Annotated in this window: 16 protein-coding genes; 5 read left to right on the top strand and 11 right to left on the bottom strand. The window is 59.8% G+C overall.

Annotation, left to right across the window (positions count from 1 at the left end; genetic code table 11):
- Positions 1-28: 28 nt before the first annotated feature.
- Positions 29-619: an NAD(P)H-dependent oxidoreductase gene (locus tag ACM6IO_RS23870; RefSeq protein WP_414912344.1), complete on the bottom strand. Its 591-nt coding sequence runs from the start codon at positions 617-619 to the stop codon at positions 29-31.
- Positions 620-781: 162 nt separating this feature from the next.
- Between ACM6IO_RS23870 and ACM6IO_RS23865 the strand changes: the two genes are divergently transcribed.
- Positions 782-1,096 (top strand): putative quinol monooxygenase, encoded by a 315-nt coding sequence (locus tag ACM6IO_RS23865; protein ID WP_008024657.1) that lies wholly within the window; start codon positions 782-784, stop codon positions 1,094-1,096.
- Here ACM6IO_RS23865 and ACM6IO_RS23860 read toward each other — a convergent pair.
- The gene (locus tag ACM6IO_RS23860; protein ID WP_414912343.1) at positions 1,086-1,850 is read right to left on the bottom strand and encodes a sulfite exporter TauE/SafE family protein; all 765 of its coding nucleotides are present in this window, start codon (positions 1,848-1,850) and stop codon (positions 1,086-1,088) included. The genes ACM6IO_RS23865 and ACM6IO_RS23860 overlap by 11 nt on opposite strands.
- Positions 1,851-2,072: 222 nt before the next feature.
- Here ACM6IO_RS23860 and ACM6IO_RS23855 point away from each other — a divergent pair, with 222 nt between their 5' ends.
- The 3 genes from ACM6IO_RS23855 (at position 2,073) to ACM6IO_RS23845 (ending at position 4,993) form a co-directional block, all read left to right on the top strand.
- Positions 2,073-2,975: a LysR substrate-binding domain-containing protein gene (locus tag ACM6IO_RS23855; RefSeq protein WP_192227660.1), complete on the top strand. Its 903-nt coding sequence runs from the start codon at positions 2,073-2,075 to the stop codon at positions 2,973-2,975.
- Positions 2,976-3,078: 103 nt separating this feature from the next.
- Positions 3,079-4,482, top strand: coding sequence for an amino acid permease (locus ACM6IO_RS23850; RefSeq protein WP_008024654.1), 1,404 nt, complete (start codon positions 3,079-3,081; stop codon positions 4,480-4,482).
- Between the two features lie 166 nt (positions 4,483-4,648).
- The gene (locus ACM6IO_RS23845) at positions 4,649-4,993 is read left to right on the top strand and encodes a cupin domain-containing protein (RefSeq protein WP_008024653.1); all 345 of its coding nucleotides are present in this window, start codon (positions 4,649-4,651) and stop codon (positions 4,991-4,993) included.
- Positions 4,994-5,093: 100 nt separating this feature from the next.
- Here the strand turns inward: ACM6IO_RS23845 and mmsB are convergent, their stop codons facing one another.
- Both mmsB and ACM6IO_RS23835 read right to left on the bottom strand, forming a co-directional pair.
- Positions 5,094-5,981 carry a 3-hydroxyisobutyrate dehydrogenase gene (gene mmsB, locus ACM6IO_RS23840; RefSeq protein WP_008040816.1) on the bottom strand — a complete coding sequence of 296 codons (888 nt, stop codon included), beginning with the start codon at positions 5,979-5,981 and terminating at the stop codon, positions 5,094-5,096.
- A gap of 10 nt (positions 5,982-5,991) precedes the next feature.
- A complete protein-coding gene (locus ACM6IO_RS23835) occupies positions 5,992-7,518 on the bottom strand; it encodes a CoA-acylating methylmalonate-semialdehyde dehydrogenase (protein WP_008024085.1) in 1,527 nt (508 codons plus the stop codon).
- Positions 7,519-7,667: 149 nt separating this feature from the next.
- Here ACM6IO_RS23835 and ACM6IO_RS23830 point away from each other — a divergent pair, with 149 nt between their 5' ends.
- Positions 7,668-8,615: a LysR family transcriptional regulator gene (locus ACM6IO_RS23830; protein WP_008040813.1), complete on the top strand. Its 948-nt coding sequence runs from the start codon at positions 7,668-7,670 to the stop codon at positions 8,613-8,615.
- Here ACM6IO_RS23830 and ACM6IO_RS23825 read toward each other — a convergent pair.
- The 7 genes from ACM6IO_RS23825 to recC all read right to left on the bottom strand — a co-directional run bounded on the left by ACM6IO_RS23825 (position 8,554) and on the right by recC (position 21,131).
- On the bottom strand, positions 8,554-9,345 hold the full coding sequence (locus ACM6IO_RS23825; protein ID WP_192227648.1) for a CatB-related O-acetyltransferase: 792 nt from the start codon (positions 9,343-9,345) through the stop codon (positions 8,554-8,556). The two genes, ACM6IO_RS23830 and ACM6IO_RS23825, sit on opposite strands and share 62 nt — an antisense overlap.
- A gap of 78 nt (positions 9,346-9,423) precedes the next feature.
- Positions 9,424-9,924: an OmpA family protein gene (locus tag ACM6IO_RS23820; protein WP_192227647.1), complete on the bottom strand. Its 501-nt coding sequence runs from the start codon at positions 9,922-9,924 to the stop codon at positions 9,424-9,426.
- Positions 9,924-11,192 (bottom strand): diguanylate cyclase domain-containing protein, encoded by a 1,269-nt coding sequence (locus ACM6IO_RS23815; protein ID WP_192227646.1) that lies wholly within the window; start codon positions 11,190-11,192, stop codon positions 9,924-9,926. Before ACM6IO_RS23815 ends, ACM6IO_RS23820 begins: the two co-directional genes overlap by 1 nt.
- Positions 11,189-11,764, bottom strand: coding sequence for a YfiR family protein (locus ACM6IO_RS23810; RefSeq protein ID WP_008040808.1), 576 nt, complete (start codon positions 11,762-11,764; stop codon positions 11,189-11,191). The genes ACM6IO_RS23815 and ACM6IO_RS23810 overlap by 4 nt, the downstream gene beginning before the upstream one ends.
- Before the next feature lie 120 nt (positions 11,765-11,884).
- Positions 11,885-13,993 carry an exodeoxyribonuclease V subunit alpha gene (gene recD, locus ACM6IO_RS23805; RefSeq protein ID WP_192227645.1) on the bottom strand — a complete coding sequence of 703 codons (2,109 nt, stop codon included), beginning with the start codon at positions 13,991-13,993 and terminating at the stop codon, positions 11,885-11,887.
- The gene (gene recB, locus ACM6IO_RS23800; protein WP_414912342.1) at positions 13,990-17,682 is read right to left on the bottom strand and encodes an exodeoxyribonuclease V subunit beta; all 3,693 of its coding nucleotides are present in this window, start codon (positions 17,680-17,682) and stop codon (positions 13,990-13,992) included. Before recB ends, recD begins: the two co-directional genes overlap by 4 nt.
- Positions 17,679-21,131 (bottom strand): exodeoxyribonuclease V subunit gamma, encoded by a 3,453-nt coding sequence (gene recC / locus ACM6IO_RS23795; RefSeq protein WP_414912341.1) that lies wholly within the window; start codon positions 21,129-21,131, stop codon positions 17,679-17,681. Before recC ends, recB begins: the two co-directional genes overlap by 4 nt.
- Between the last annotated feature and the right edge of the window lie 94 nt (positions 21,132-21,225).

Here is a 21,225-nt window from a genome sequence, read left to right as displayed (position 1 = left end):
GATTCCAGATGACGATAGTAGCCGAACCTTATGCTTTCAGGCCGAACACCTTGGTCAGGTGCTGCTCATAACGCGCCACATCACCTTCGATGTTCGGGCGTTTCATCACATCAACCGCCAGGAACGTCGGCAAACCGGTCATGCCGAGGAATTCGTTGGCCTTGTGGAACGGGAAGTACACCGCGTCCACGCCCTTGCCTTCGAAGAAGTCGGTCGGGTCGTCGAAAGCTTGCTGCGGCGCGTTCCAGGTCAGCGACAACATGTATTGCTTGCCCTGCACCAAACCACCGCTGCCGTACTTTTGCGAAGCATCGGAACGGGTGCGGCCGTCACTGGCGTAGAGGCTGCCGTGGCCTTCGGTGAAGACTTCGTCGATGTACTTTTTCACGGTCCACGGCGCGCCCATCCACCAGCCCGGCATTTGATAAATGATCACGTCGGCCCAGAGGAATTTGGCAACTTCTTCGGCGACGTCGTAGCCCTCGTCAATGAAAGTGGCTTTCACGTCAACGCCGCCGCGATCCAGCACGCTCAACGCAGCTTCATGCAGGGTGGTGTTGTAGCGGCCATCAGAGTGCGCAAACTTTTTGCCGCCATTGAGCAACAGTACTTTTTTCATGAGGAATCTCGGAAGGGTCAGAAAGTGGATGGCGGCAGGTTAGCGACCGGCCTCGCGCGGAATAAGTCCTGAATTCGCAAAATTCATTTGACCTATACGCACGAATCAACAGGCGATTGTTGCCATAAACTGGCGCCGATTCTGACTTTGAGGAGACTCCTGATGAGTGAAATACAAGGCTTCATCCTGCACGCCAAAACCCGCCCGGAAAAATCCGACGCCTTCGAAGCGTTCTTCCGCGGTTATGTGGAAGCGAGTCGTGCCGAGCCAGGCTGCATCGAATACCACATGCTGCGCGACAAACAGGACCCGACGCTGTTTATCTTCTTCGAGATCTGGCAATCCCAGGCGCACCTCGACGTGCACTCGAACCTGCCGCACATGAAGCAGTTCCTCGAACAGCGCGACGAATTCCTGGAACAGGATTTCGATATCCGTGCCATCGAGATGCTCAGCCCGTCGTCCGCTACCCGCTGATCAGCAAGTGGCCGCCGAGCACACCGAGGCCGATGAAGAACACGCGTTTGAACAGCACGGCGCTGATCCGCTGGCGCAGCCATTGCCCGAGCAACATGCCGAGCACCGCCGGGATCAGCGCCAGCAATGACGCGCTCAATTCGCCACCGCCCAGCGCCCCGCGCCACAACAGGCCGGCGGCGAGGGCGAGGGTCGATACGGTGAACGACAGGCCCAGCGCCTGCACCAGCTCATCCTTGTTCAAACCCAGTGCTTGCAGATACGGCACCGCCGGAATCACGAAGACGCCGGTGGCGGAAGTGATGACGCCGGTCAGCACGCCGCACAGCGGACCGAGCCAGTGCTCGGTCTGACGGCTGACGCGCAAGGTCGGCAGGAACAAACCGCTCAACGCATAAAGCAGCAATGCCGCGCCCAACCCTCGCACCACCCAATGACCACCCACCATGCCGATCCAAATCGTCCCGGCACCGGTGCCGATGAAGATTGCCAGCAGCATCGGCCACAGCCGCCTGACCAACCCATGCAAATGCCCGCCGAATGCCAATTGCCAGACGTTGGTCAGGGTCGCCGGAATGATCAGCAGCGCCGCAGCCTGCGACGGCGCCATAGCCAGACCGAGCAGACCCATGGCGATGGTTGGCAGGCCTAGGCCGATCACGCCTTTGATCATGCCGGCCAGGAGGAAGGTGGCGATGACCAGCAGAGAAAGGGCCAGGCCAAGGTTTTGGTAGAACGTGGCGAGTGTATTCATGGGCTGATCCTGCGCCTGGATTGGCCGTGTGAAAATTCGCCATATACTGAGGGTGCCTCTTGTTTTGATAGAGGCTGATGATTTCGTTGTTGCTGCTGACGCCTTCGCGGGCAAGCCTCGCTCCTACAGTTAATGCGGTATTTGCACTGTTGTGACCCTGTAGGAGCGAGGCTTGCCCGCGAAGGCGGCTGCCCAGTCAACACACTTCCCGAGGCTGTACCCATGCACTTCGACCTGACCGACCTAAGCCTCTACCTGAACATCCTCGACACCGGCAACATCACCGCCGGCGCCGCGCGCAGCCATTTATCCCTGGCAGCGGCGAGCGCGCGAATCCGCGCGATGGAGGCTTCGCTCGGCATCGACTTTCTGGAACGCGGTCGTCGCGGCGTCACGCCCACACCTGCGGGAAAAGCCCTGGCGCAACACGCCCGACTACTACTGCAACACGCCGACCGTATGCAGCAGGACCTGGCCGAATACGCCAAAGGCGTCAAAGGTCAGGTGCGCTTGTTATGCAACACCACAGCGATCACCGAGTACCTGCCGGAAGTGCTGGCGGACTTCCTCTGCCACCATCCCAACCTCGACATTGATCTGCAGGAATTGCCGAGCCTGCGCATCGTCCATGCACTGCGTCAGGGTGCGGCGGACCTTGGCATCGTCTCCGACGCCGTCGACACCCACGCCCTCGAAACCCAGCCCTTTCGCAACGATCCGCTGGTGCTGATCATGCCACTCGGGCATCCATTGGCTGACGGCGCAACACCGAGCTTCAGCGAGACGCTGCATCACGATTACGTCGGCCTGAGCGCCAACAGCGCACTGGCGGTGTACCTCGAAGAACAGGCGCTGCACGCGGGCGTGCGCATGCAGATCCGCATCCGGGCGGAAGGCTTCGACGGGGTGATTCGCATGGTCGCTCGCGGCGCAGGGCTGGCGATTGTGCCGCTGGCGGCGATCGAGCGCCGGGCCGTCGATCAACCGTTCAAATACGTTGCCCTGCAGGAAGCCTGGGCGCAGCGCAAACTGCTGCTGTGCGCCCGCTCGTTTGCTGGCCTGCCCGGTTACGCCAGAGCCTTGCTCGATGCGTTGTGCGCTGCAAACCGGGCCGGGAGCCTTTGAAAACCAGTGTTTGGCCCAACAGGCACCTGTATGACGAAGGCTGCGAAGAGTAATATCTGCCCTTTCAAATCAAGCCTGGCCACAACAACCAAAAGGGAACCAGATGGCGGATGAAATCTTGCAACAGGCAACGCTCAAGCGGGGGTTGAAAAATCGGCACATTCAACTGATCGCATTGGGCGGCGCCATTGGTACGGGGCTGTTCCTGGGCTCCGCCGGAGTGCTCAAGTCCGCCGGACCGTCGATGATCCTCGGCTATGCGATTGCCGGTTTCATCGCGTTCCTGATCATGCGCCAACTGGGCGAAATGATTGTCGAGGAACCCGTGGCCGGCTCGTTCAGCCACTTCGCGCACAACTACTGGGGCGGTTTTGCCGGTTTCCTGTCCGGCTGGAACTACTGGGTCCTGTATGTGCTGGTGGGCATGGCCGAGCTGACAGCCGTCGGCAAATACGTGCAGTTCTGGTGGCCGGAGGTGCCGACCTGGGTCAGCGCGGCGGTGTTCTTTGTGCTGGTCAACCTGATCAATACGCTGAACGTCAAAGTGTTCGGCGAGATGGAGTTCTGGTTCGCGATCATCAAGGTCGTGGCCATCATCGGCATGATCCTCCTGGGCTGCTACATGCTGTTCAGCGGCACCGGCGGCCCGCAAGCATCGGTGAGCAACCTGTGGAGCCATGGTGGTTTCTTCCCCAATGGCACCAACGGTTTGCTGATGGCGATGGCGTTCATCATGTTCTCCTTCGGCGGCCTGGAACTGGTCGGCATCACAGCCGCTGAAGCCAGCGAACCGCGCAAGGTCATTCCCAAGGCCATCAACCAGGTGGTTTATCGGGTGCTGATCTTCTACGTCGGCGCACTCACCGTGTTGCTGTCGCTGTACCCATGGGACCAACTGCTGCAGACACTGGGCGCCTCGGGCGATGCCTACAGCGGCAGTCCGTTCGTGCAGATTTTCGCCCTGATCGGCAGCGACACCGCCGCGCAGATCCTCAACTTCGTGGTGCTTACCGCCGCGCTCTCGGTCTACAACAGCGGCGTGTATTGCAACAGCCGCATGCTCTACGGCCTGGCCGAGCAAGGCGACGCGCCCAAAGTGCTGATGAAGTTGAACAAGCAAGGCGTGCCGTTGCTGGCACTGGGCGTTTCGGCGTTGATCACGATGCTGGCGGTGCTGGTCAACTACGTCGCGCCGCACGAAGCGCTTGAGTTGTTGTTTGCCCTGGTGGTCGCGTCCTTGATGATCAACTGGGCGCTGATCAGCCTCACGCATTTGAAGTTCCGCAAGGCCATGGTCCAGCGCGGCATCGTGCCAGGCTTCAAGGCTTTCTGGTCGCCGTACACCAACTACCTGTGCCTGGCGTTCATGGCCGTGATCATCTGCGTTATCTGGATGATCCCGCCGGTGCGCGCCTCGGTGTACGCCATGCCGGTGTGGGTGTTGCTCATCTACGGTTGCTATCGGTTGCGCATGGCCAGGCACCGAAAGCTGTCAGTGACTCAGTAATCGCGTAAAAAAAACGCCCCGGCATTCGATGAATGCCGGGGCGTTTTTTATGGCGAGCGCAGTGAATCCAGCGTTTCTGGATACCTCGATGTCGAGCACAGACAACTGACGCCACACCAAGCCCGATAGGGTGCGACTTCAGTTCTCCATCACGCTCGGAGTCATCATGTCCGCACCGATTACCGTTCTTCGCGACACCCACCCGCTGCCAGTGCTCGACGCCTGCAAATGGGAAAAACTCGAAGGCGATCCGCACACCGTCAACCTCAACGCCTACACCAGCGAAGACGGCAGCAAGATCATGGGCACCTGGATCTGCACGCCGGGCAAGTGGTATGTGGAATACGTGAAGTGGGAATACTGCGATTTCCGCGAGGGTTACTGCATCATCACCCCGGAAGGAAAGGAGCCGATCCATCTGCGTGCCGGTGATATTTTCGTCATCGAGCCGGGGATGAAAGGCACGTGGGAAGTGGTTGAAACCGTGCGCAAGTATTTCGTGTTTGCCTGATGCAAAAAAACCGGGAGATCACCCGACGTGATTTCCCGGTAAATGTCGATGCGCACACACCTGTAGGAGCCGGCTTGCTCCCACAGGTTGAAGCAGGTCGTTATTGCGGTTTGCGATAGCTGTTGATGATCGCCGAGAAGTCTTTACCCCCCTCCCCACGCTGGCTCATCGCCTGATACAACTGCTGGGCCACCGCGCCAAGCACCACCGGTTGGTGCGCCTGACGTGCCGCTTCCGTGGCAAGTCCCAGATCCTTGAGCATCAGCTCGGCACCAAAACCACCGGTATAACCTCGCGACGCAGGAGCCGTTTCGACGATGCCCGGCCACGGGTTGTACATCTCCGAACTCCAGCAACGTCCCGTGGAACTGTTGATGATCCCGGCCAGCACGCCAGTGTCGATCCCCAGTGCATCACCGAGCGCCATGGCTTCGCTGACGCCAACCATGGAGATCGCCAGCAGCAGGTTGTTGCAGATCTTGGCGATTTGCCCGGTGCCGACTTCGCCACAATGGACGATGTTGCGACCCATCTGCGCCAGCACCGGTTGCAGGGTGGCGAACAGTTCAGGCGTGGCGCCGACCATGAAGGTCAGGGTCCCGGCCGCGGCACCGCCAGTGCCACCCGACACCGGCGCGTCGGCCATGGCCACGCCTTGCTTGGCAGCGGCCGCCGCTACATCACGCGCTGTTTGCGGGTCGATGGTGCTGCAATCCACGGCCGGCACGCCTTTGGCGATCCCCGCCAGCACGCCGTCTTCACCCAGCCACACGCTGCGCACATGCACAGCGGCGGGCAGCATGGTGATCACCAGTTCTGCGCCTTGAGCCGCTTCACGAGCCGTCGCGCTGATGCTGCCGCCCAGTTGCTCCAGTTCGGCCAGAACGGTTTTGTTCAAATCAACCAGTCGCAGCGCGTGGCCGGCCTTGATCAGGTTGCGCGCCATCGGCGCGCCCATGTTGCCGAGACCGATAAAAGCGATTTTCATGTCCGGCTCCTTAACGCAAGTTGATGGTGGTGTTCACACCGTCGTTGACGCTGTCGTCATCGAACCAGCGACTGGTGACGGTCTTGGTCTGAGTGTAGAACTGCACCACTTGCTTGCCATACGGGCCGAGGTCACCGAGCTTGGAACCGCGCGAACCGGTGAAGCTGAAGAACGGGACCGGCACCGGAATCGGAATGTTGATGCCGACCTGACCCACGTCGATTTCGTTCTGGAATTTGCGCGCCGCCGCACCGCTTTGGGTGAACAGGCCCGTGCCGTTGCCGAACGGGTTGGCGTTGACCAGGGCGATGGCCTCGTCGAGCGTATTCACTTCCAGCACCACCAGCACCGGGCCGAAGATTTCCTGGGTGTAGATCTGCATCTCGGGGGTCACGCCAGAGAACAGGGTCGGACCGACAAAGTTGCCCTTCTCGTAGCCGGGAACCGTGATGTCACGGCCATCCAGCTCAAGCTTGGCGCCTTCCTTGATGCCGCTTTCGATCAGATCCAGAATCCGCGCTTTGGCACGCTTGGAGATCACCGGACCAACGTCCGTGCCCGGCTCGCTGCCAGCGTTGACCTTGAGTTTCTGCGCCAGCGCTTTCAGGTCCGGCAGCCATTGCTTGGCCGCGCCGACCAACACCACCACCGACGTTGCCATGCAACGCTGACCGGCCGCACCGAAACCGGCACCGACCAACGCATTCAGCGCTTGTTCGCGGTTGGCATCCGGCAGCACCACGGCGTGGTTTTTAGCGCCCATCATCGATTGCACGCGCTTGCCGTGCTTACCGGCCAGGTCATAAACGTGAGTACCGACGGCAGTCGAACCGACGAAGGAAACCGCCTTGATGTCTTTGTGGGTGCAGAGCGCGTCCACCACGTCCTTGCCGCCATGAACCACGTTAAGCACGCCCGCCGGAACGCCCGCCTCGATGGCCAGTTCCACCAGCAGCATGGTCGACATCGGGTCCTGTTCGGACGGTTTGAGCACGAAGGTGTTGCCGCAGGCGATGGCCATCGGGAACATCCACAGCGGAATCATCGCCGGGAAGTTGAACGGGGTGATGCCGGCGCAAACACCGATTGGCTGACGCAGGGTGTAGGTATCGACGCCGCCTGCGACGTTCTCGGCGAACTCGCCCATTTGCAGGCTGCCGATGGAGCACGCGTGTTCGACGACTTCCAGGCCACGGAAAATATCGCCTTCAGCGTCGGCAATGGTCTTGCCCTGTTCGTTGCTGAGCACCACGGCGATGCGCTTGGAGTGTTCGCGGATCAACGCCTGGAGCTTGAGCATGATGCGCATGCGGGCGCCGATCGGCGTCAGCTTCCAGGTCTGGAAGGCGCGATGGGCGGCGCTGATCGCGGCGTCGACTTCCGAGGCGGTGGCAAACGGAACCTTGGCCAGTACTTGCTGAGTCGCCGGGTTGACGATGTCGTGCCACTCAGTGGTCTGGGACTCGACCCACTCGCCGTCGATCAACAGTTTGACGTTCTGGACAGTGGTTTCGTTGGGCGTGAGCGATGCGTTCATGCTGGTCTCCTGGACTTGTTGTTATGCAGGGAGCCAAGGCGGATAAGTCGCCTTGAGATGAGGCGTGTGTCGCGAATTGGTTGTCGGACTGTTTTTGGAGTATAGATGTGCAAACTTCTAATAAGAACGCACATAAAAGCCGGTCCATCATGCAAAAAAACATCACGTCTTTAGGTTCGCTGAACTGGGATGACCTCAAGTTTTTCCTCGAAGTGGCCCGCACCCGCAAGGCCAGCACCGCGGCCAAGCGCCTGGCGGTGGACTACACCACGGTGTCGCGGCGTATCAGCTCGCTGGAAGCGGCATTGGGTACATTGTTGTTCGAGAAGTCCCGGACCAGCGGTTTTGTCCTGACCGCTGAGGGTCAGCGTTTATTGGGTTACGCCGAGTCGATCGAGAGCACGCTGCACATGGCGTGCGAACAGGTTTCCGGTTCCGGCGTGGCGTTGTCCGGTCATGTGCGGATGGGTTGCACCGAAGGGTTTGGCAGCTTTTTCATCACCCCGCAGCTGAGCCATTTCGTCGACGCCTACCCGGCGATCTCGGTGGACATTCTGCCGCTGCCGCACTTCATCAGCCTGTCCAAACGCGAGGCGGACATCGTCATCGCCCTGGAGCGCCCGGAGCATGGCCCGTACGTCTGCTGCAAACTCTGCGACTACCGGTTGCAGCTTTACGCGACCCAGGACTATCTGGACAAACACCCACCGATCCGCCGCCCGACAGACTTGGGCAAGCATTCATTTATCAGTTATGTCGACGACCTGGCCTTCAGCTCGGAGCTGTTGTACCTGGCGAACGTGCTGCCCGGCGCCAGCGCCAACTTGCGCAGCACCAGCGTAATTGCGCAGTTCGTGGCTGCGCAGCAAGGGCGTTCGCTGGCGATCCTGCCGTGCTTCCTCGCGGCTCAGGATCCGCGGTTGCTGCCGGTGTTGCCGGAGGAAATCAACATCACCCGGCAGTTCTGGATGTACTGCCGGGAGGATCTGAGGAAGCTCAAGCGGATCACCCTGTTGTGGGATTACATCAGGGAGGTCACTGAACTGAATGGCCCGTTGTTACTGGGCGAGACGCGGGATCTTCGGTTTGCAGACTGAGCGTCGGAGCGGCCAATCCAAGAGTGCTGACTAATTGGCAGCCTTTGCGGGTGACTTCCACCTGCTTGTAAACAACCTGATTGGCGCTGCGCGAATCGGCAATGATCGGCAAAGCAGAACGGGGATCGTCCAGGCGCAAGCTCAGAAGGAAATCGACATTACATTCCCACCATCGGCTATCAAGTAACTGCGCCACCAACTCTGGCGGGTGCCGATACTTGATGACCTTCGCCGGAATCCCGGCGACTACCGCATAAGGCGGCACATCGTGGGCAACCAGTGCGCGGGTGGCGATAATGGCACCCGTGCCCACCGTGACACCTTCCATGATCATGGCGCCATGTCCGATCCAGACGTCGTCGCCGATCGTTACATCAACGATCTCTGGTTCGAAGGACAGTTTTGTACGGGTAAATTGGAAGGGGTGCGAACTGACCCAATCGGACGGGTGGGTATTTTTGTCTTGTCCGATGTAGCAGTCATTTCCAATCGAACAAAACCGTCCTATCGAGGACACCGCGGACAGCACGCAACCACTTCGAATGTAAGTGTGGGCACCAATGCTCAACCGTTTGGTGCCGACCACCACATGGCCGAGCGAAACATTCTCTTCCACCAGCAACGTGGTTTTGGCGTTAAGCGATGACACCCCGCCAGCGATCTTGCATTTATGCTGGCGAAGCCATTTTTTCCAGAAGTGGTTGCGGCAGTAATTTATTATTTTTTCCATGTGGCAGTCGTCGTGTTCCGTTCATCTACGGGGGTATGAATTCCCCCAAAAAGAATAGTTAAAAAGAGGGTCGGCCGATCAGTCGGCGCTCACCACAATCGACACCCGGCGGTTTTCGGTTCGACCGGCCGCGTTATCGTTGGAGGCTACCGGCTCACTGCTGCCAAAGCCCCTTAGCTGGATATTCTGCTCTTTCATGCCAACCGCGATCAGGACCTTGCCGACGCTGTTCGAGCGGCGCAGGGACAGCTGTTCGTTGTAGGTCTCTTTGCCCGACGCATCGGTGTGACCATCAACCCGCACCCGATCGATCCCGACACCCAGCAACGCCTTGCCAATGCGCTCGACGATCTCGGTGCTCTGCGGATTCAGGCTTTCGACATCACTGCCAAACAACACTTTGCCGGACAAGCCAAACGCCCAGCCCTCGTCGGTCAACTCGAAACCTTGCTGTTGGAGTACTGCAACCTGTGCCGGACTCAAACCTTTTTGTGGTGCCGTCTGGCAACCGGTCAGTGCCAGCAAAGCCATGAACAAAGGGATCGCAAGAAATCGCAGATTGAATGAGAACACGAACATTAGCTCCTGGTTTGAACATCGGCGACAGGGTGCTCCGACCCTGACGTGTGCTGTGCACCTCTGGAAAAGCGTTTGGCCTGGTACATGGCCGCATCGGCAGCATTGAGCAGGGCACCCGGTGTAGCACCATGATCCGGGTACACGGCAATGCCGATGCTCAGAGAAGTCAAAACCTGAGTATGACCCGGCAACGGGATCGGCACTTCCATGCTGGCAATGATTTTATCGGCAATCCGCTCGGCGTCTTCGGTCTTGTGCAGCGGTGTCAGCAGGACAGCAAACTCGTCCCCCCCAAGACGCGCCACCAGATCCTCTTCGCGCAGTTGCGCGCGAACCCGATTGGCGACTGCGACCAACACTGCATCGCCAGCGGCATGACCGAAGGTGTCGTTGATTTCCTTGAACCGGTCACTGTCGAGAAACAGCACCGCTACCCGCTCGTTGAGCTTGTTGGCGTTGCGTAGTGCACGAATCAATCGTCCTTCGAAAAACGCCCGGTTCGGCAACCCGGTGAGGCTGTCATGACTGGCCTGGTGGGCGAGGGTTTCATTCTCGCTTTGCAGGTGGGTTTGCCAGGATTCGAGTTCATCGAGCAGGGCATTGAAGTCATTGCCCAGGTTATCAAGTTCGGCGATGTCGGCGGGCGGCACACGCTGGTCGAAGGCTCGTTCGCTGCGCGCAGCGTGCGCCACGAACGCCAGACTGCGCAGCGGACCGGTGATCCCGCTCAGTTGTCGGCGAGCCAGATAAAGCGCTACCCAGGCACTGGCGGCGGTGCACAGAACGATGCCCATCAGACCGCTGAGCAAGAAGCGCATCAGGCTGCCGCCGTGGCCGATCAGCAGAGTGCTGCCGATTTCCTGACCTTGATGGATGATCGGCATGCTGATGGGCTCTTCCAGAAAGGCTTTGGCCATCTGCATTTCGAGATCAGAGAACAATCCGGTTTCCGGTCGCTGCCAACGCGCCAACAACTTGCCTTGCAAGTCCAGCACTTGGGCATCCGCCACTTCTTCGGTGGAGGCGATCAGTGCCAGCGCTTCAGTGGCGGCGGCTTTGTCGTTGAACACCACGGCAGCTTCCACGGTGTAGTTGATGGAGCGCGCGATCAAATGCAGGTTGTGGTCGGCATAGACCCGCAACGCCAGGACGCCGAGCAGCGTCAGCGAGATGCTGGCCATGGCGACGCCGACCAGCGCGACGATCAAATGGCCGCGGCCAATGACCGAACGCAAGGTCGGACGACTGCCCGGCTTGAATAGACTCATGGCGCCGCCGGTTTGCGGCGGGACAGTTGCAGCACACTTGGGTGAATTCGCACGCCGCTACGGGCGACGGAATCGAGGTTGACCTCAAAGGACACTTGTTCATCGCCGACACGCAAACAGAACAGACTGCCGACGGTGCATTGATCGTCGCTTTCGCTGATGCTCAACACCGGATGCCCGCTCAGCGAAGCGAACAACCGGCTGCGCTCTTCGCTGGTCAATTTGCCGATGTACACCGCGTCGCACTCACTGACAATGGATGGGTTGTCGGCCAGCAGGCGGCGCACGGTAACGGGTCGGCCGGTGGCCTGGGTGGTGCCCTTGACCAGGTCGTCGGTGTATTCGGTAGGGCCGACGATGCACAAACGAAGTTGTGCGGGCTCAACTGGCCAGCGGGCATAGCTGAGTATCCCAAGTACAACCTGCGTGACCGATTTGGCGCGCTGGTCGGCCATGCCTGGTGGGGTTTGCGCTTGAGCGAAAACGAAGCCGCTCAGCAAACAGAGAAAGCCTGCAAGTACGGCCTGCTTGCAGCCAGCAACGCACTCTGTCATCCAGACAGCCACCTTCATGCAGGGATTCTCTTCGATCGTAACGGGAGGGTGCCGCAACGATAGCACAGCGCTGAAACACCAGCGAGGCCACGTACGACGGCACTTCGGACAGTTTCCGGCGTCCGGTGCCGCCGCCATTTATTGCCTCGGCTCGACGGCCTCTTCCAACTCCAGCATCAACCCACTCAACCGCTTGACCTTGCGTCGCACGGCCTCTTCAAACACTCCGGCACGTGGCTCGATCAATGTGAACCAGTCCTTGGCCCTGGTAATGCCGGTATAGATCAGCTCCTTGGTCAGAACCGGGTTCAGGGCGTCCGGCAAAATCAACGCCGTATGGGCAAACTCGGAGCCCTGGGATTTGTGCACGGTCATGGCGTACACGGTTTCGACATCATTGAGCCGGCTCGGCAGGACAAAACGCACGCCACCCTGGCCATCATTGCGCGGAAAGGCCACGCGCAATACCTGACGACCCGCCTCGGGGCCATCGCGCTCTGGCAGCTTGAGGGCAATGCCGATGTCGCCGTTCATCAAACCCAAGCCATAGTCGTTACGGGTCATCAGCACCGGCCGGCCTTCGTACCACTGCTGATTGCTGTCGATCAACCGGGCCTTGAGCAACGCATCGGTCACGCGCTGATTCAAGCCCTCCACCCCCCATGGCCCTTTGCGAACGGCACACAACAACTGGAAGGCGTCAAAGGCTTGCAGCACCTGGCGTGCCCAATCGGTCCAGCGTGAATCCTCAAGCGAGCTGTCGGGCGATGGCCGCAGGTGGCGCAGCAGGCTGAGGTAATGCCGGTAGCCTTGCGGCCCATCACCATGGCCTTCGAGCAATAGGCGCTCCAGCGCCCGGTCCTGTTCACCCTTGAGGGGCAGGGAAAATACATCGCTGTGGCTTCCAGTCGCCAGAAGCTGCCGAGCCTCTTCGGGTTGTTGCCGGTTGACCCAGCGCGCCAGTTGGCCAATGCCGCTTCCCTCGCCGAACCGGCGCGAGTGACGCAGCATTACCACTTGCTGGGCCAGCGGATGAGTCCCCTGAGTGTCTTCTTGCAAACCACTGGCTGCGAGATTTTCACCACTGACCGTTTCCAGCCACTGACGCGTCTGCGGGCTATACCAACCGGCCTCGGCGTCGCGGCACAGATCACCCAGCACAGCGCCGGCCTCCACCGAGGCCAGTTGGTCCTTGTCACCCAGCAGAATCAGTCGTGCATGGGCCGGCATCGCGTCGAGAAGATTGGCCATCATCTCCAGGTCGATCATTGAGGCTTCATCCACCACCAGCACATCCAGCGGCAAACGGTTACCGGCGTGGTGCCGGAAATGTCGCGTACCGGGCCGACTGCCGAGCAGACGGTGCACGGTGGTCACGTCTGACGGAATTTTATCTCGCACGGCTTCAGCGACTTCCAGCGTGCGGACTTGTTGGCTGATGGACTCCGTCAACCGTGCCGCAGCTTTCCCGGTGGGGGCGGCGAGACGGATGCGCAAGGGTTTGCCAGCCTCCACCGCCGGCGCCTGAAGCAATGCCAGCAAGCGCACGACCGTGGTGGTCTTGCCCGTCCCCGGGCCGCCGGTGACGATGCTGAAGGCACTGCGGGTCGCCAAGGCACACGCGAGTTTCTGCCAGTCGATCAGCTCGCCAGGCTTGGCCTGGCCGAACAAACCGACAAGACGTTGGGGCAGATCACTCGGCGTGGTTTCGTGTTCGGCCAGACGCACACGCAGGGCGTCATCGATACGCCGCTCGTAAGCCCAATAGCGGCGCAGATAAAGGCGTTTACCCGACAGTACCAACGGCCTTTGTTGAGCCGTTTCACGCCTGTCTGCTGCCAATGCGACCAGATTGCTGGCGGCCAGTACCTTGCACCAATGGGCGCCGTCCAGCGCCTCAAGCAATTGTGATGGCAGCAGCATCGCGCCACTTTGCAGATCGCCTTCCGGCGGCAATGACAGTGCGAAGTCAGGCTCTTTCAGGGTTTCGAACAGATCCAGGCAGACATGGCCGTGGCCCAATTGGTGACTGGTCAATGCCGCAGCCAGCAGCACCAGAGGGTCATCGTCGGGAGCGAGTTCGTGCAAGAACGCAACGAAGGCCTTGTCCAGCGCTCGCAACCAGCCCCGCTCTACCCAACGGGTGAGCAGCAGCAACAAGTCATCGGCGCGACTCAACGGTGCCAGACTCGCCAGACTTTCCGATGCCAATGGCGTCGGCAGCAAATCGGCGAAGGTGCGACTCATAGCAGTACTCCCTGTTCCCAAGCGGGTTCGGCCTTGGGTTCTGGCTTGCCCTGGAACAGCCGGTCAAGACGCTCGATCAGTTCTCTTGGCGGACGGGCGAAATACACGCCCTGACTGGATGCGCGGGTGCCACGCAGGAACAGATACAGCGCCCCACCGACGTGCCGGTCGTAATCGTAATCGGCAAGCCGCGCCTTGAGTTGGCGGTGCAGGGCCAACAGGTACAGCACGTATTGCAGGTCGTAGCGATTGTCCAGAATCGACTGCTCCATGGCTTGCTCGGTATAGGCCATGTCATCGACGCCCAGCCAATTGGATTTGTAATCGGCGACGTAATAGCGACCATCATGCTCGAACGTCAGATCGATGAAACCTTTGAACATGCCATTGAGCAACACCGGTTCGGCTGCAACACGGGCAACGCCGTTGTGGGTGTATTGGCGGACCAGTTCGTCGAGTTTGAGCACATCGACTTTATGGCTGGCGAACCAGAATTCCATCTCGACGCGGTACTGGGTCAATTGCTCGAATATCACTGGCGCCTGTCCGGCACCGATGTGCAGCGGGGACTTGAGCAGGTGCTGCAGCCAATCGCTCAGCGTGGTGATCCAGCCTTCCCAGCCACGACGGTTGCAGCGACGGGCAATGGCATCTTCCACGGCTTGTGGTGTGGCGGCAAAACCTTCGTTACCGGCCCATTCAAGCAAACCATGGAGAAAGGTGCCGGGGTTCGGACCCCGAGGGAAGCGATGGATATCGGCACCGCCAGCGACCACCTCTCGCGGCGCTTCCGGGTCAAGACGCTCGTCGTCAAACAGCTTTTGCGCTTGCGGGTTTTCCGGTGCTTCGTCACTGCCCACGCTCAGGCTGTCGCCAATGCGCAGGGCGCTGTAGGAGGCAATCCACCAGTTTTCGCTGGCCTTGCGTTTGGGAATCAGCGGGGCAAGCAATGTCGCATCGTTTTGCGGCGGGTGGTAATGCTCGGCGGTTTCTTCAGGCATTTCACTGTAGTTCAGCGCCGGACAGTCCTGCTGCAAGTCTTCAAGCCAACGCGTCAATCCCGCCGATTCGGTCAATGGCGCACCACCTCCCAGCAAATAACCCAGTGCCGAAAGGTGCAGCACCGAGCTGTTGTTATTGCCGCGCTTGAGGTCCGTAACACCGAGCCAACAGGCATGTTGTGCACGGGTCAAGGCCACATACAACAAGCGCAGATCCTCGGCCAGGCGCTCATGATCGGCCAGCGCGATCAACTCGGGTGTCAGCTTCAACGTCACCTGGGCCTTGCCGGTCTCGTCGTGGTAATGCAGCGGCAAGCGGCTGCCGTCGACCGGCTTCGCCGAACACACGAACGGCAGGAACACCAACGGATACTCAAGCCCCTTGGACTTGTGAATCGTCACGACCTTGACCAGTTGCTCGTCGCTCTCCAGACGCAGTATCTGCTCTTCGCCAGCCTGGCCGGACAACGCCAGGTGTTCGGATAAATGCCGGATCAACGCTTGCTCGCCATCGAGTTCGGCGGCCGCCTGTTGCAGCAGTTCGGACAAGTGCAACAGGTTGGTCAGCACACGCTCGCCGTCGCTTCGCGCGATCAGTGCCTGAGGTAGCTGGAAGTCATGCAGCAAGCGACGCAGCATCGGCAGCACACCCTGTTTGCACCAGAGTTCGCGATAACCGCGGAACTGCATGACCCGCGCTTCCCACGCCAACTCGTCCTGATTCAAGCGTTCCAGCTCAGCCAGCGACAGATTCAGCGTGATACAGGCCAACGCCGCTCGCAGCGGACGCTCGACATCCGGCTCGGCGCAGGCCTTGAGCCAGGTCAGCAGGTCATGAGCTTCCTGTGCGGCGAACACCGAGTCCTTGTCCGACAGATACACGCTGCGCACACCCCGTGCCGTGAGTTCGGCGCGCACGGCCTGGGCCTCTTTGCCGTCACGTACCAGGATCGCAATATCCGCTGGCAGCAAACCTTTGAAGTCCTTGCCGTCCTGGATGAAACCCGCCTGGCCTTGTTGCCCGCCATTGAGCAAAGCAGTGATTTCGCTGGCGCAAGCAGCGGCTAATTGCTGTCGGTAAACGGCGCCGGACAATGGTTGCTCGGCGGGCAGATGCCAGATGTTCAGAGCGGGTACAACCTGACCATTAACCTGCAAAACTTCTTTGCGGCCCTGGGAGGCAACCGGCAGGAACGGCACCGGATTTTCGCCACTTTTTTCACGGAACAGAAATGCGCCCCGCCCCGCTTCCCGCGACTCGGCGCGCTCGAACACATGGTTCACCGCATCGACCATGCCATGGCTGGAACGGAAGTTGGTGCCCAGGGTATGCAGCCGGCCAGTGGTGGCCTGGCGGGCACGCAGGTAGGTATAGATGTCGGCACCACGGAAGGCATAGATCGCCTGCTTCGGGTCGCCGATCAGGAACAGGCCGCATTCAGGATTGTTATCCTCGATGCGATAGATGCTTTCGAAGATCTGGTACTGAACCGGGTCGGTATCCTGGAATTCGTCGATCAACGCTACCGGAAATTGCTCGCGGATCAGGGTTGCCAAACGTTCGCCGCCCTCGGCTTGCAACGCAGCATCGAGGCGCAGCAGCATGTCATCGAAACCCATTTCCGCGCGGCGACGTTTTTCCTCCTCGAACCGCGCGCCTACCCACTGGGCGGCGTGTTGCAGGACAGCCGCATCGGGGGTCGGCAAACTGTCGAGACTGGCCTTGAGGCCAGGCATTGCGTCCAGTCCCGGGTGATTGGGCACTTCGCCCTTTTTCCACGCCTCAGCCATGCCATCAGGCGTCAGGCGAGTGAAGCCGGTGCCAATATCCAACTGCTCAAGCAATTCATCTTCGGCCCAGGCTTTTATCTTTTCGAACCAGGGTTCGAAATAGCGTGCCTGCATCTTCCGACCGTCGACGCTTTTACTCGCGACGCCCTCATGACAGATGGCAAGCAACTCGTCCGCCCATTGACGCCAAGGCATTTTAAGTTCGAGCAACGCAGCCCGTCGCTCCTGCAGACACTCAGTGATCAGTTCGACAGGCTCTTTGCCTTCAGCGCTGTGGCGCTCACTGGCGAACAAACCACGAACTCGCGGCAACAGCGCTGCGGGCCCGCCCCAATTACCGCGCACCCAATTCAGCGCATCGCCTTGCATCGGGTAACAAAACAATCGCCAGTAATCGCGCAGAACCTCGCCGAGCAAATCACTGTGATCGGTTTCCAGGGTCTGGGTAAACAGGCTGCCACTGTCGAACGCGTGCTCGCGCAACATGCGCTGACACCAACTGTGGATGGTCGAGACAGCTGCTTCGTCCATCCACTGAGCAGCGATGTCCAGACGGTTTGCGCATCCGGACCACTGCTCGGGAAGGTACTGTTCACGCAGCTCTGCAATCAGGGCATCCGGCGCCGGTGTTTCATCGCGGAAAAATCGTGCGGCTTCGGCAAGGCGCGTTCGAATACGTTCGCGCAGCTCTTTGGTCGCGGCGTCGGTGAACGTCACTACGAGGATTTGCGGCGGTAACAGTTCACGTCCAAATCCGCTCGATTCCCCGCCGTGGCCCAAGACCAGACGCAGGTACAACGCGGAAATAGTGAAGGTCTTGCCGGTCCCGGCACTGGCCTCGATCAGTTGACTGCCGCGCAGCGGGAACGCCAGGGCCAACGGTGTCTGGCTGGTCATGAGCGTGACTCCTCACTGGTCAATGAGCGCCATGGGGCTTCCAGCATTGGCTTGTACAAGGCGTTGCACCAATCGGCGAAGGTCTCGTCGGCAATCAGTGCGTCATAGTCAGCAAACTGCCGGGCGAGCGCGGGACTTTCGCGGCGCTCGCCATCAGTGGTCAAACCGTCGCCTTCATAGGCCTTGCGAGCAGCGGCGTCGGCTTTGGCAGGATCAGTCTGGGCCAGCCAGGCAAACGCGGTTTTTACTGCAATGGGTAGAGGTTGGCGCATGCCTGCTTGCCAGGCCATCAGCAGGTCGCTCAAGGTCCGGAATGCAACATCCTTCTCCATCGGACCGAGCAGCAGGCTGTCGTCACTGGCCACCAGCGCAGTGGTCATGGCCATTCCACTGGCGCTGGCAACCAGATGATTGACCCATGACCGTGTCAGACGATGCCATTTGCGAGATTTGATCGAGCCGATGCTGTTGGGAATCGTGGTGACCGACAGCAAACCACCGTCAGCTCGCTGATGCAGACCGCTGAGCCAACCTTCGAGGCGCAGCCCTTGCAGCTCAAGACTCACAGGTAAAGCGCTGGTGAGCGGTGTCGGCCATAGGGCCAAAAGCTGTTGATAACGCTGCAGCAGATCCGGCAATGGCTCGATCAATTCCCGTTGCAGGCATTCGCCAAAGCCGGCCATGGGCAGCAGGCCGCTGTTTTGCAGACGTTTGGCTTGCGCCTCCAAAGCCTGATCGGACTGATCCAGATGCTCCAGCGCGGCGTCGAGCAAACTGTCGCTGAGGCTGTAGCGTTGCAGCGCGTCGAGGACAAATGGCTCCTCATCGGCAAGCGGCACTTCAGCCGCTTCAAAGAACACCTTCAGCCGCTGACTGAAGAAGTGCCGCACCGGGTTGCGCAGAAAGTCCTGCAGTTGGCCAAGGCTTAGCGGCTCTTCCTGAACATAGGGGGCGAGGATGCCGTTATCGGTTGCCGACTCAACAGCATGATGAAGCACCTGCCATTCGCTGGCGTAGCTGAACAAGTCATCGCCTTCGTGGAAATAGCGGGCACTGAACGGCTGTAACGGGTGCTCCTGAGTCATTGCCTCAAGCAGGTCTTCATCGGCATTGTGCAGTCGCCATCCGCTGGACAGATGGTCGCGCAGTTGGCCAATCAGCACAGAAGCCGGGCGTTCGCTGTTATCGCGAATGCTGCGGCCAACCCAACTGATGTAGAGCTGGTTACGCGCTGACAATAGCGCTTCCAACAACAGATAGCGGTCATCTTCGCGCCGGGAGCGATCACCCGGACGGTAATCGCTGCCCATCAGGTCGAAGTCCAGTGGCGGTTGCGCACGCGGATAATCGCCATCATTCATCCCGAGCAGGCAGACCAGCTTGAACGGGATTGCGCGCATGGGCATCAGGGTGCAGAAGTTAACTGCACCGGCGAGAAAACGTTGGGACAAGCGCCCCTGATCGAGACCGGCGAGCCAGGCTTCACGAACTACGGTCAACGGCAACTCGTCATGCAGACCGACAGACTCACAGGTCTCAAGCCAGGTTTCACGCAACTCTTCGAGCTGGGCAAGCAAGTAGTCGTCGTGCTCATTACTGGCCTGGAAAAACAACTGCACCAACGCTTGCAGGCGCATCCCCCATTGCAGGGGCGGCGCAGGTCGGGTGAGTTCCTGGTGAGCAATTTCAAGCGCATCCAGGAGCGCCACTAATGGACCTATGAGCGCGGCGTCCAGACCACCAATCTCATCGTAGGGCTCGATACCTTGGCAGGCACCGGCGCTGCCGACTGCATACCCAAGCAACATCCGCCGCAAGCCGAATCGCCAACTGTTTTGCTCCAGTTCCTGCGGCAATCCAAGCCCAGCTCGTTGCTCGGCGCTCATGCCCCAGCGGATGCCCGCGCCTTCGATCCAGCGATGCAGGGTCGGCAGGTCACGTTCCTCTACACCGAAGCGAGCGCGCAACGCTGGAACGTCCAGCAGATCAAGGATCTCACTGACGGGGAAGCGACTGTCGGGCAGTTTGAGCAGGTGTTCGACAGCAATCAGCAACGGGTCACGACCGCGCTGGCCTTGATCTGCGAGCGTGAATGGAATGAAGCGTGGGTCATGGCGCTCAAGCTGGCCGAACACAGCGCGAATATGCGGTGCATAACTGTCGATGTCCGGAACCATCACGATAATGTCGCGCGGTCTTAACCCAGGATCAGCACTGAAGCGTGCGAGCAACTGATCGTGGAGTATCTCTACTTCGCGCTGAGCACTGTGGGCAATGTGAAAACGGATCGATTGATCCGCGCCTGTATCGACTGCCGGCCAGCGTTCGCGCGTTTCATTCAGAGGGCGCAATTCGAGGATGTCGTCCTGCAGCTGGTTCAGCAGGTTCTGTGGCTGGCTGTCACTGAACAGATCAATGCGCCCATCACGAAACGCCGAGCGATAGCTGTTGGGATCGTCATAGCTGTCTAGCAGATTAATGTAGTCCCGCCCTTGTTTACCCCACGCTGCCAACAGCGGATGTGCATGCTGATGCAGGGTTTGAGAATCCAGCACGACCGGCATGCCACTCTTGCGAGCCTGACGTTTGTATTGATGCCGTAACAGGTCTTTATCAGCGACGATGTCCGCCCAATGGTGACGACACGGGTTGTGCACGCAAAGCAGAACCTGGCTGAAACGGGCCAGACCGGCGAGTGCTTCCAGAGCCTGAGCGGGAAGCGAAGAAATCCCGAAAACGATCACTCGGGATGGTAATCCGTCGGGGGCGACATCGAGGTTGTTAATGCGCTCGATAAATCGTTGATGGACGCCAGCACGACTTTGCGCCATGCCTTGCTCCCCCACATCCAGCAACAACGCACGCCACAATTCCGCCTGCCAGCAGTTGGCCGGGGTCAGGGGTTTCGCTTCACCCCGACCGTTGCGTAATTGATGACGACCTTCAGACCAGTCTTCAAGCCAGTCGGCTCGGTACACCTGATATTGGTCGAACAGGTCTGCCAGCCGCTCAGCCAGTTGATAGCGTTTGCGCAGATCGGTGTCATTGGTCAGAAAGCGTTGCAGAGGTTCGAAGTGGGGCTGACCTATCAACTGCGGAAGCAGCCGCATGAGTCGCCAGGTCAGCGGGGCCTTATCGAGCAATGACTTGGCGGGAATTTCATCTCGACCAAGCACCATGCGATAGAGCTGCCACATGAAGCTGCCCGGCAACTGCACGTCGATGGCTGCGGCGATTCCGCAGCCGCCCATATCGTCCTCTTCCGGGTCTTCTGCCAGTGCCAGCTTTAGCCACTGGGCGATGCCGTTGCTCTGCACCAGAGCGATTTCATTTTCCAAGGGAGCCAGCGGGTATCGCCGCATCCAGCTGACCACCAGGCTGCGCAGCTCGTCCAGGCGGTTACCGTGAACCACCATAAAACCAGCACTGAGGGACGTCGCGTCCGGCATAAAGGCTTCCTTGGAGAAATACAAAAGCTAGGGCCGAACCTTAGCATTGTCGGGAGACTGTGACAGCCGGGAGCTGTCCGGTAATGCTGTACGA

This window comes from Pseudomonas sp. IT-P44, assembly GCF_949768225.1.
In the GTDB taxonomy this organism is placed as follows: domain Bacteria; phylum Pseudomonadota; class Gammaproteobacteria; order Pseudomonadales; family Pseudomonadaceae; genus Aquipseudomonas; species Aquipseudomonas migulae.
This window is presented reverse-complemented; position numbering and strand designations above follow the sequence as displayed.

Excerpts from the sequence above, each read along its gene's own strand:
- ACM6IO_RS23810 (WP_008040808.1), bottom strand. The coding sequence starts at position 11,764 with ATGAAGGTGGCTGTCTGGATGACAGAGTGCGTTGCTGGCTGCAAGCAG.
- ACM6IO_RS23825 (WP_192227648.1), bottom strand. The coding sequence starts at position 9,345 with ATGGAAAAAATAATAAATTACTGCCGCAACCACTTCTGGAAAAAATGG.
- ACM6IO_RS23845 (WP_008024653.1), top strand. The coding sequence starts at position 4,649 with ATGTCCGCACCGATTACCGTTCTTCGCGACACCCACCCGCTGCCAGTG.
- mmsB (WP_008040816.1), bottom strand. The coding sequence starts at position 5,981 with ATGAAAATCGCTTTTATCGGTCTCGGCAACATGGGCGCGCCGATGGCG.
- recB (WP_414912342.1), bottom strand. The coding sequence starts at position 17,682 with ATGACCAGCCAGACACCGTTGGCCCTGGCGTTCCCGCTGCGCGGCAGT.
- ACM6IO_RS23855 (WP_192227660.1), top strand. The coding sequence starts at position 2,073 with ATGCACTTCGACCTGACCGACCTAAGCCTCTACCTGAACATCCTCGAC.
- ACM6IO_RS23860 (WP_414912343.1), bottom strand. The coding sequence starts at position 1,850 with ATGAATACACTCGCCACGTTCTACCAAAACCTTGGCCTGGCCCTTTCT.
- recC (WP_414912341.1), bottom strand. The coding sequence starts at position 21,131 with ATGCCGGACGCGACGTCCCTCAGTGCTGGTTTTATGGTGGTTCACGGT.
- ACM6IO_RS23820 (WP_192227647.1), bottom strand. The coding sequence starts at position 9,924 with ATGTTCGTGTTCTCATTCAATCTGCGATTTCTTGCGATCCCTTTGTTC.
- ACM6IO_RS23870 (WP_414912344.1), bottom strand. The coding sequence starts at position 619 with ATGAAAAAAGTACTGTTGCTCAATGGCGGCAAAAAGTTTGCGCACTCT.
- recD (WP_192227645.1), bottom strand. The coding sequence starts at position 13,993 with ATGAGTCGCACCTTCGCCGATTTGCTGCCGACGCCATTGGCATCGGAA.
- ACM6IO_RS23865 (WP_008024657.1), top strand. The coding sequence starts at position 782 with ATGAGTGAAATACAAGGCTTCATCCTGCACGCCAAAACCCGCCCGGAA.
- ACM6IO_RS23850 (WP_008024654.1), top strand. The coding sequence starts at position 3,079 with ATGGCGGATGAAATCTTGCAACAGGCAACGCTCAAGCGGGGGTTGAAA.
- ACM6IO_RS23815 (WP_192227646.1), bottom strand. The coding sequence starts at position 11,192 with ATGAGTCTATTCAAGCCGGGCAGTCGTCCGACCTTGCGTTCGGTCATT.
- ACM6IO_RS23830 (WP_008040813.1), top strand. The coding sequence starts at position 7,668 with ATGCAAAAAAACATCACGTCTTTAGGTTCGCTGAACTGGGATGACCTC.
- ACM6IO_RS23835 (WP_008024085.1), bottom strand. The coding sequence starts at position 7,518 with ATGAACGCATCGCTCACGCCCAACGAAACCACTGTCCAGAACGTCAAA.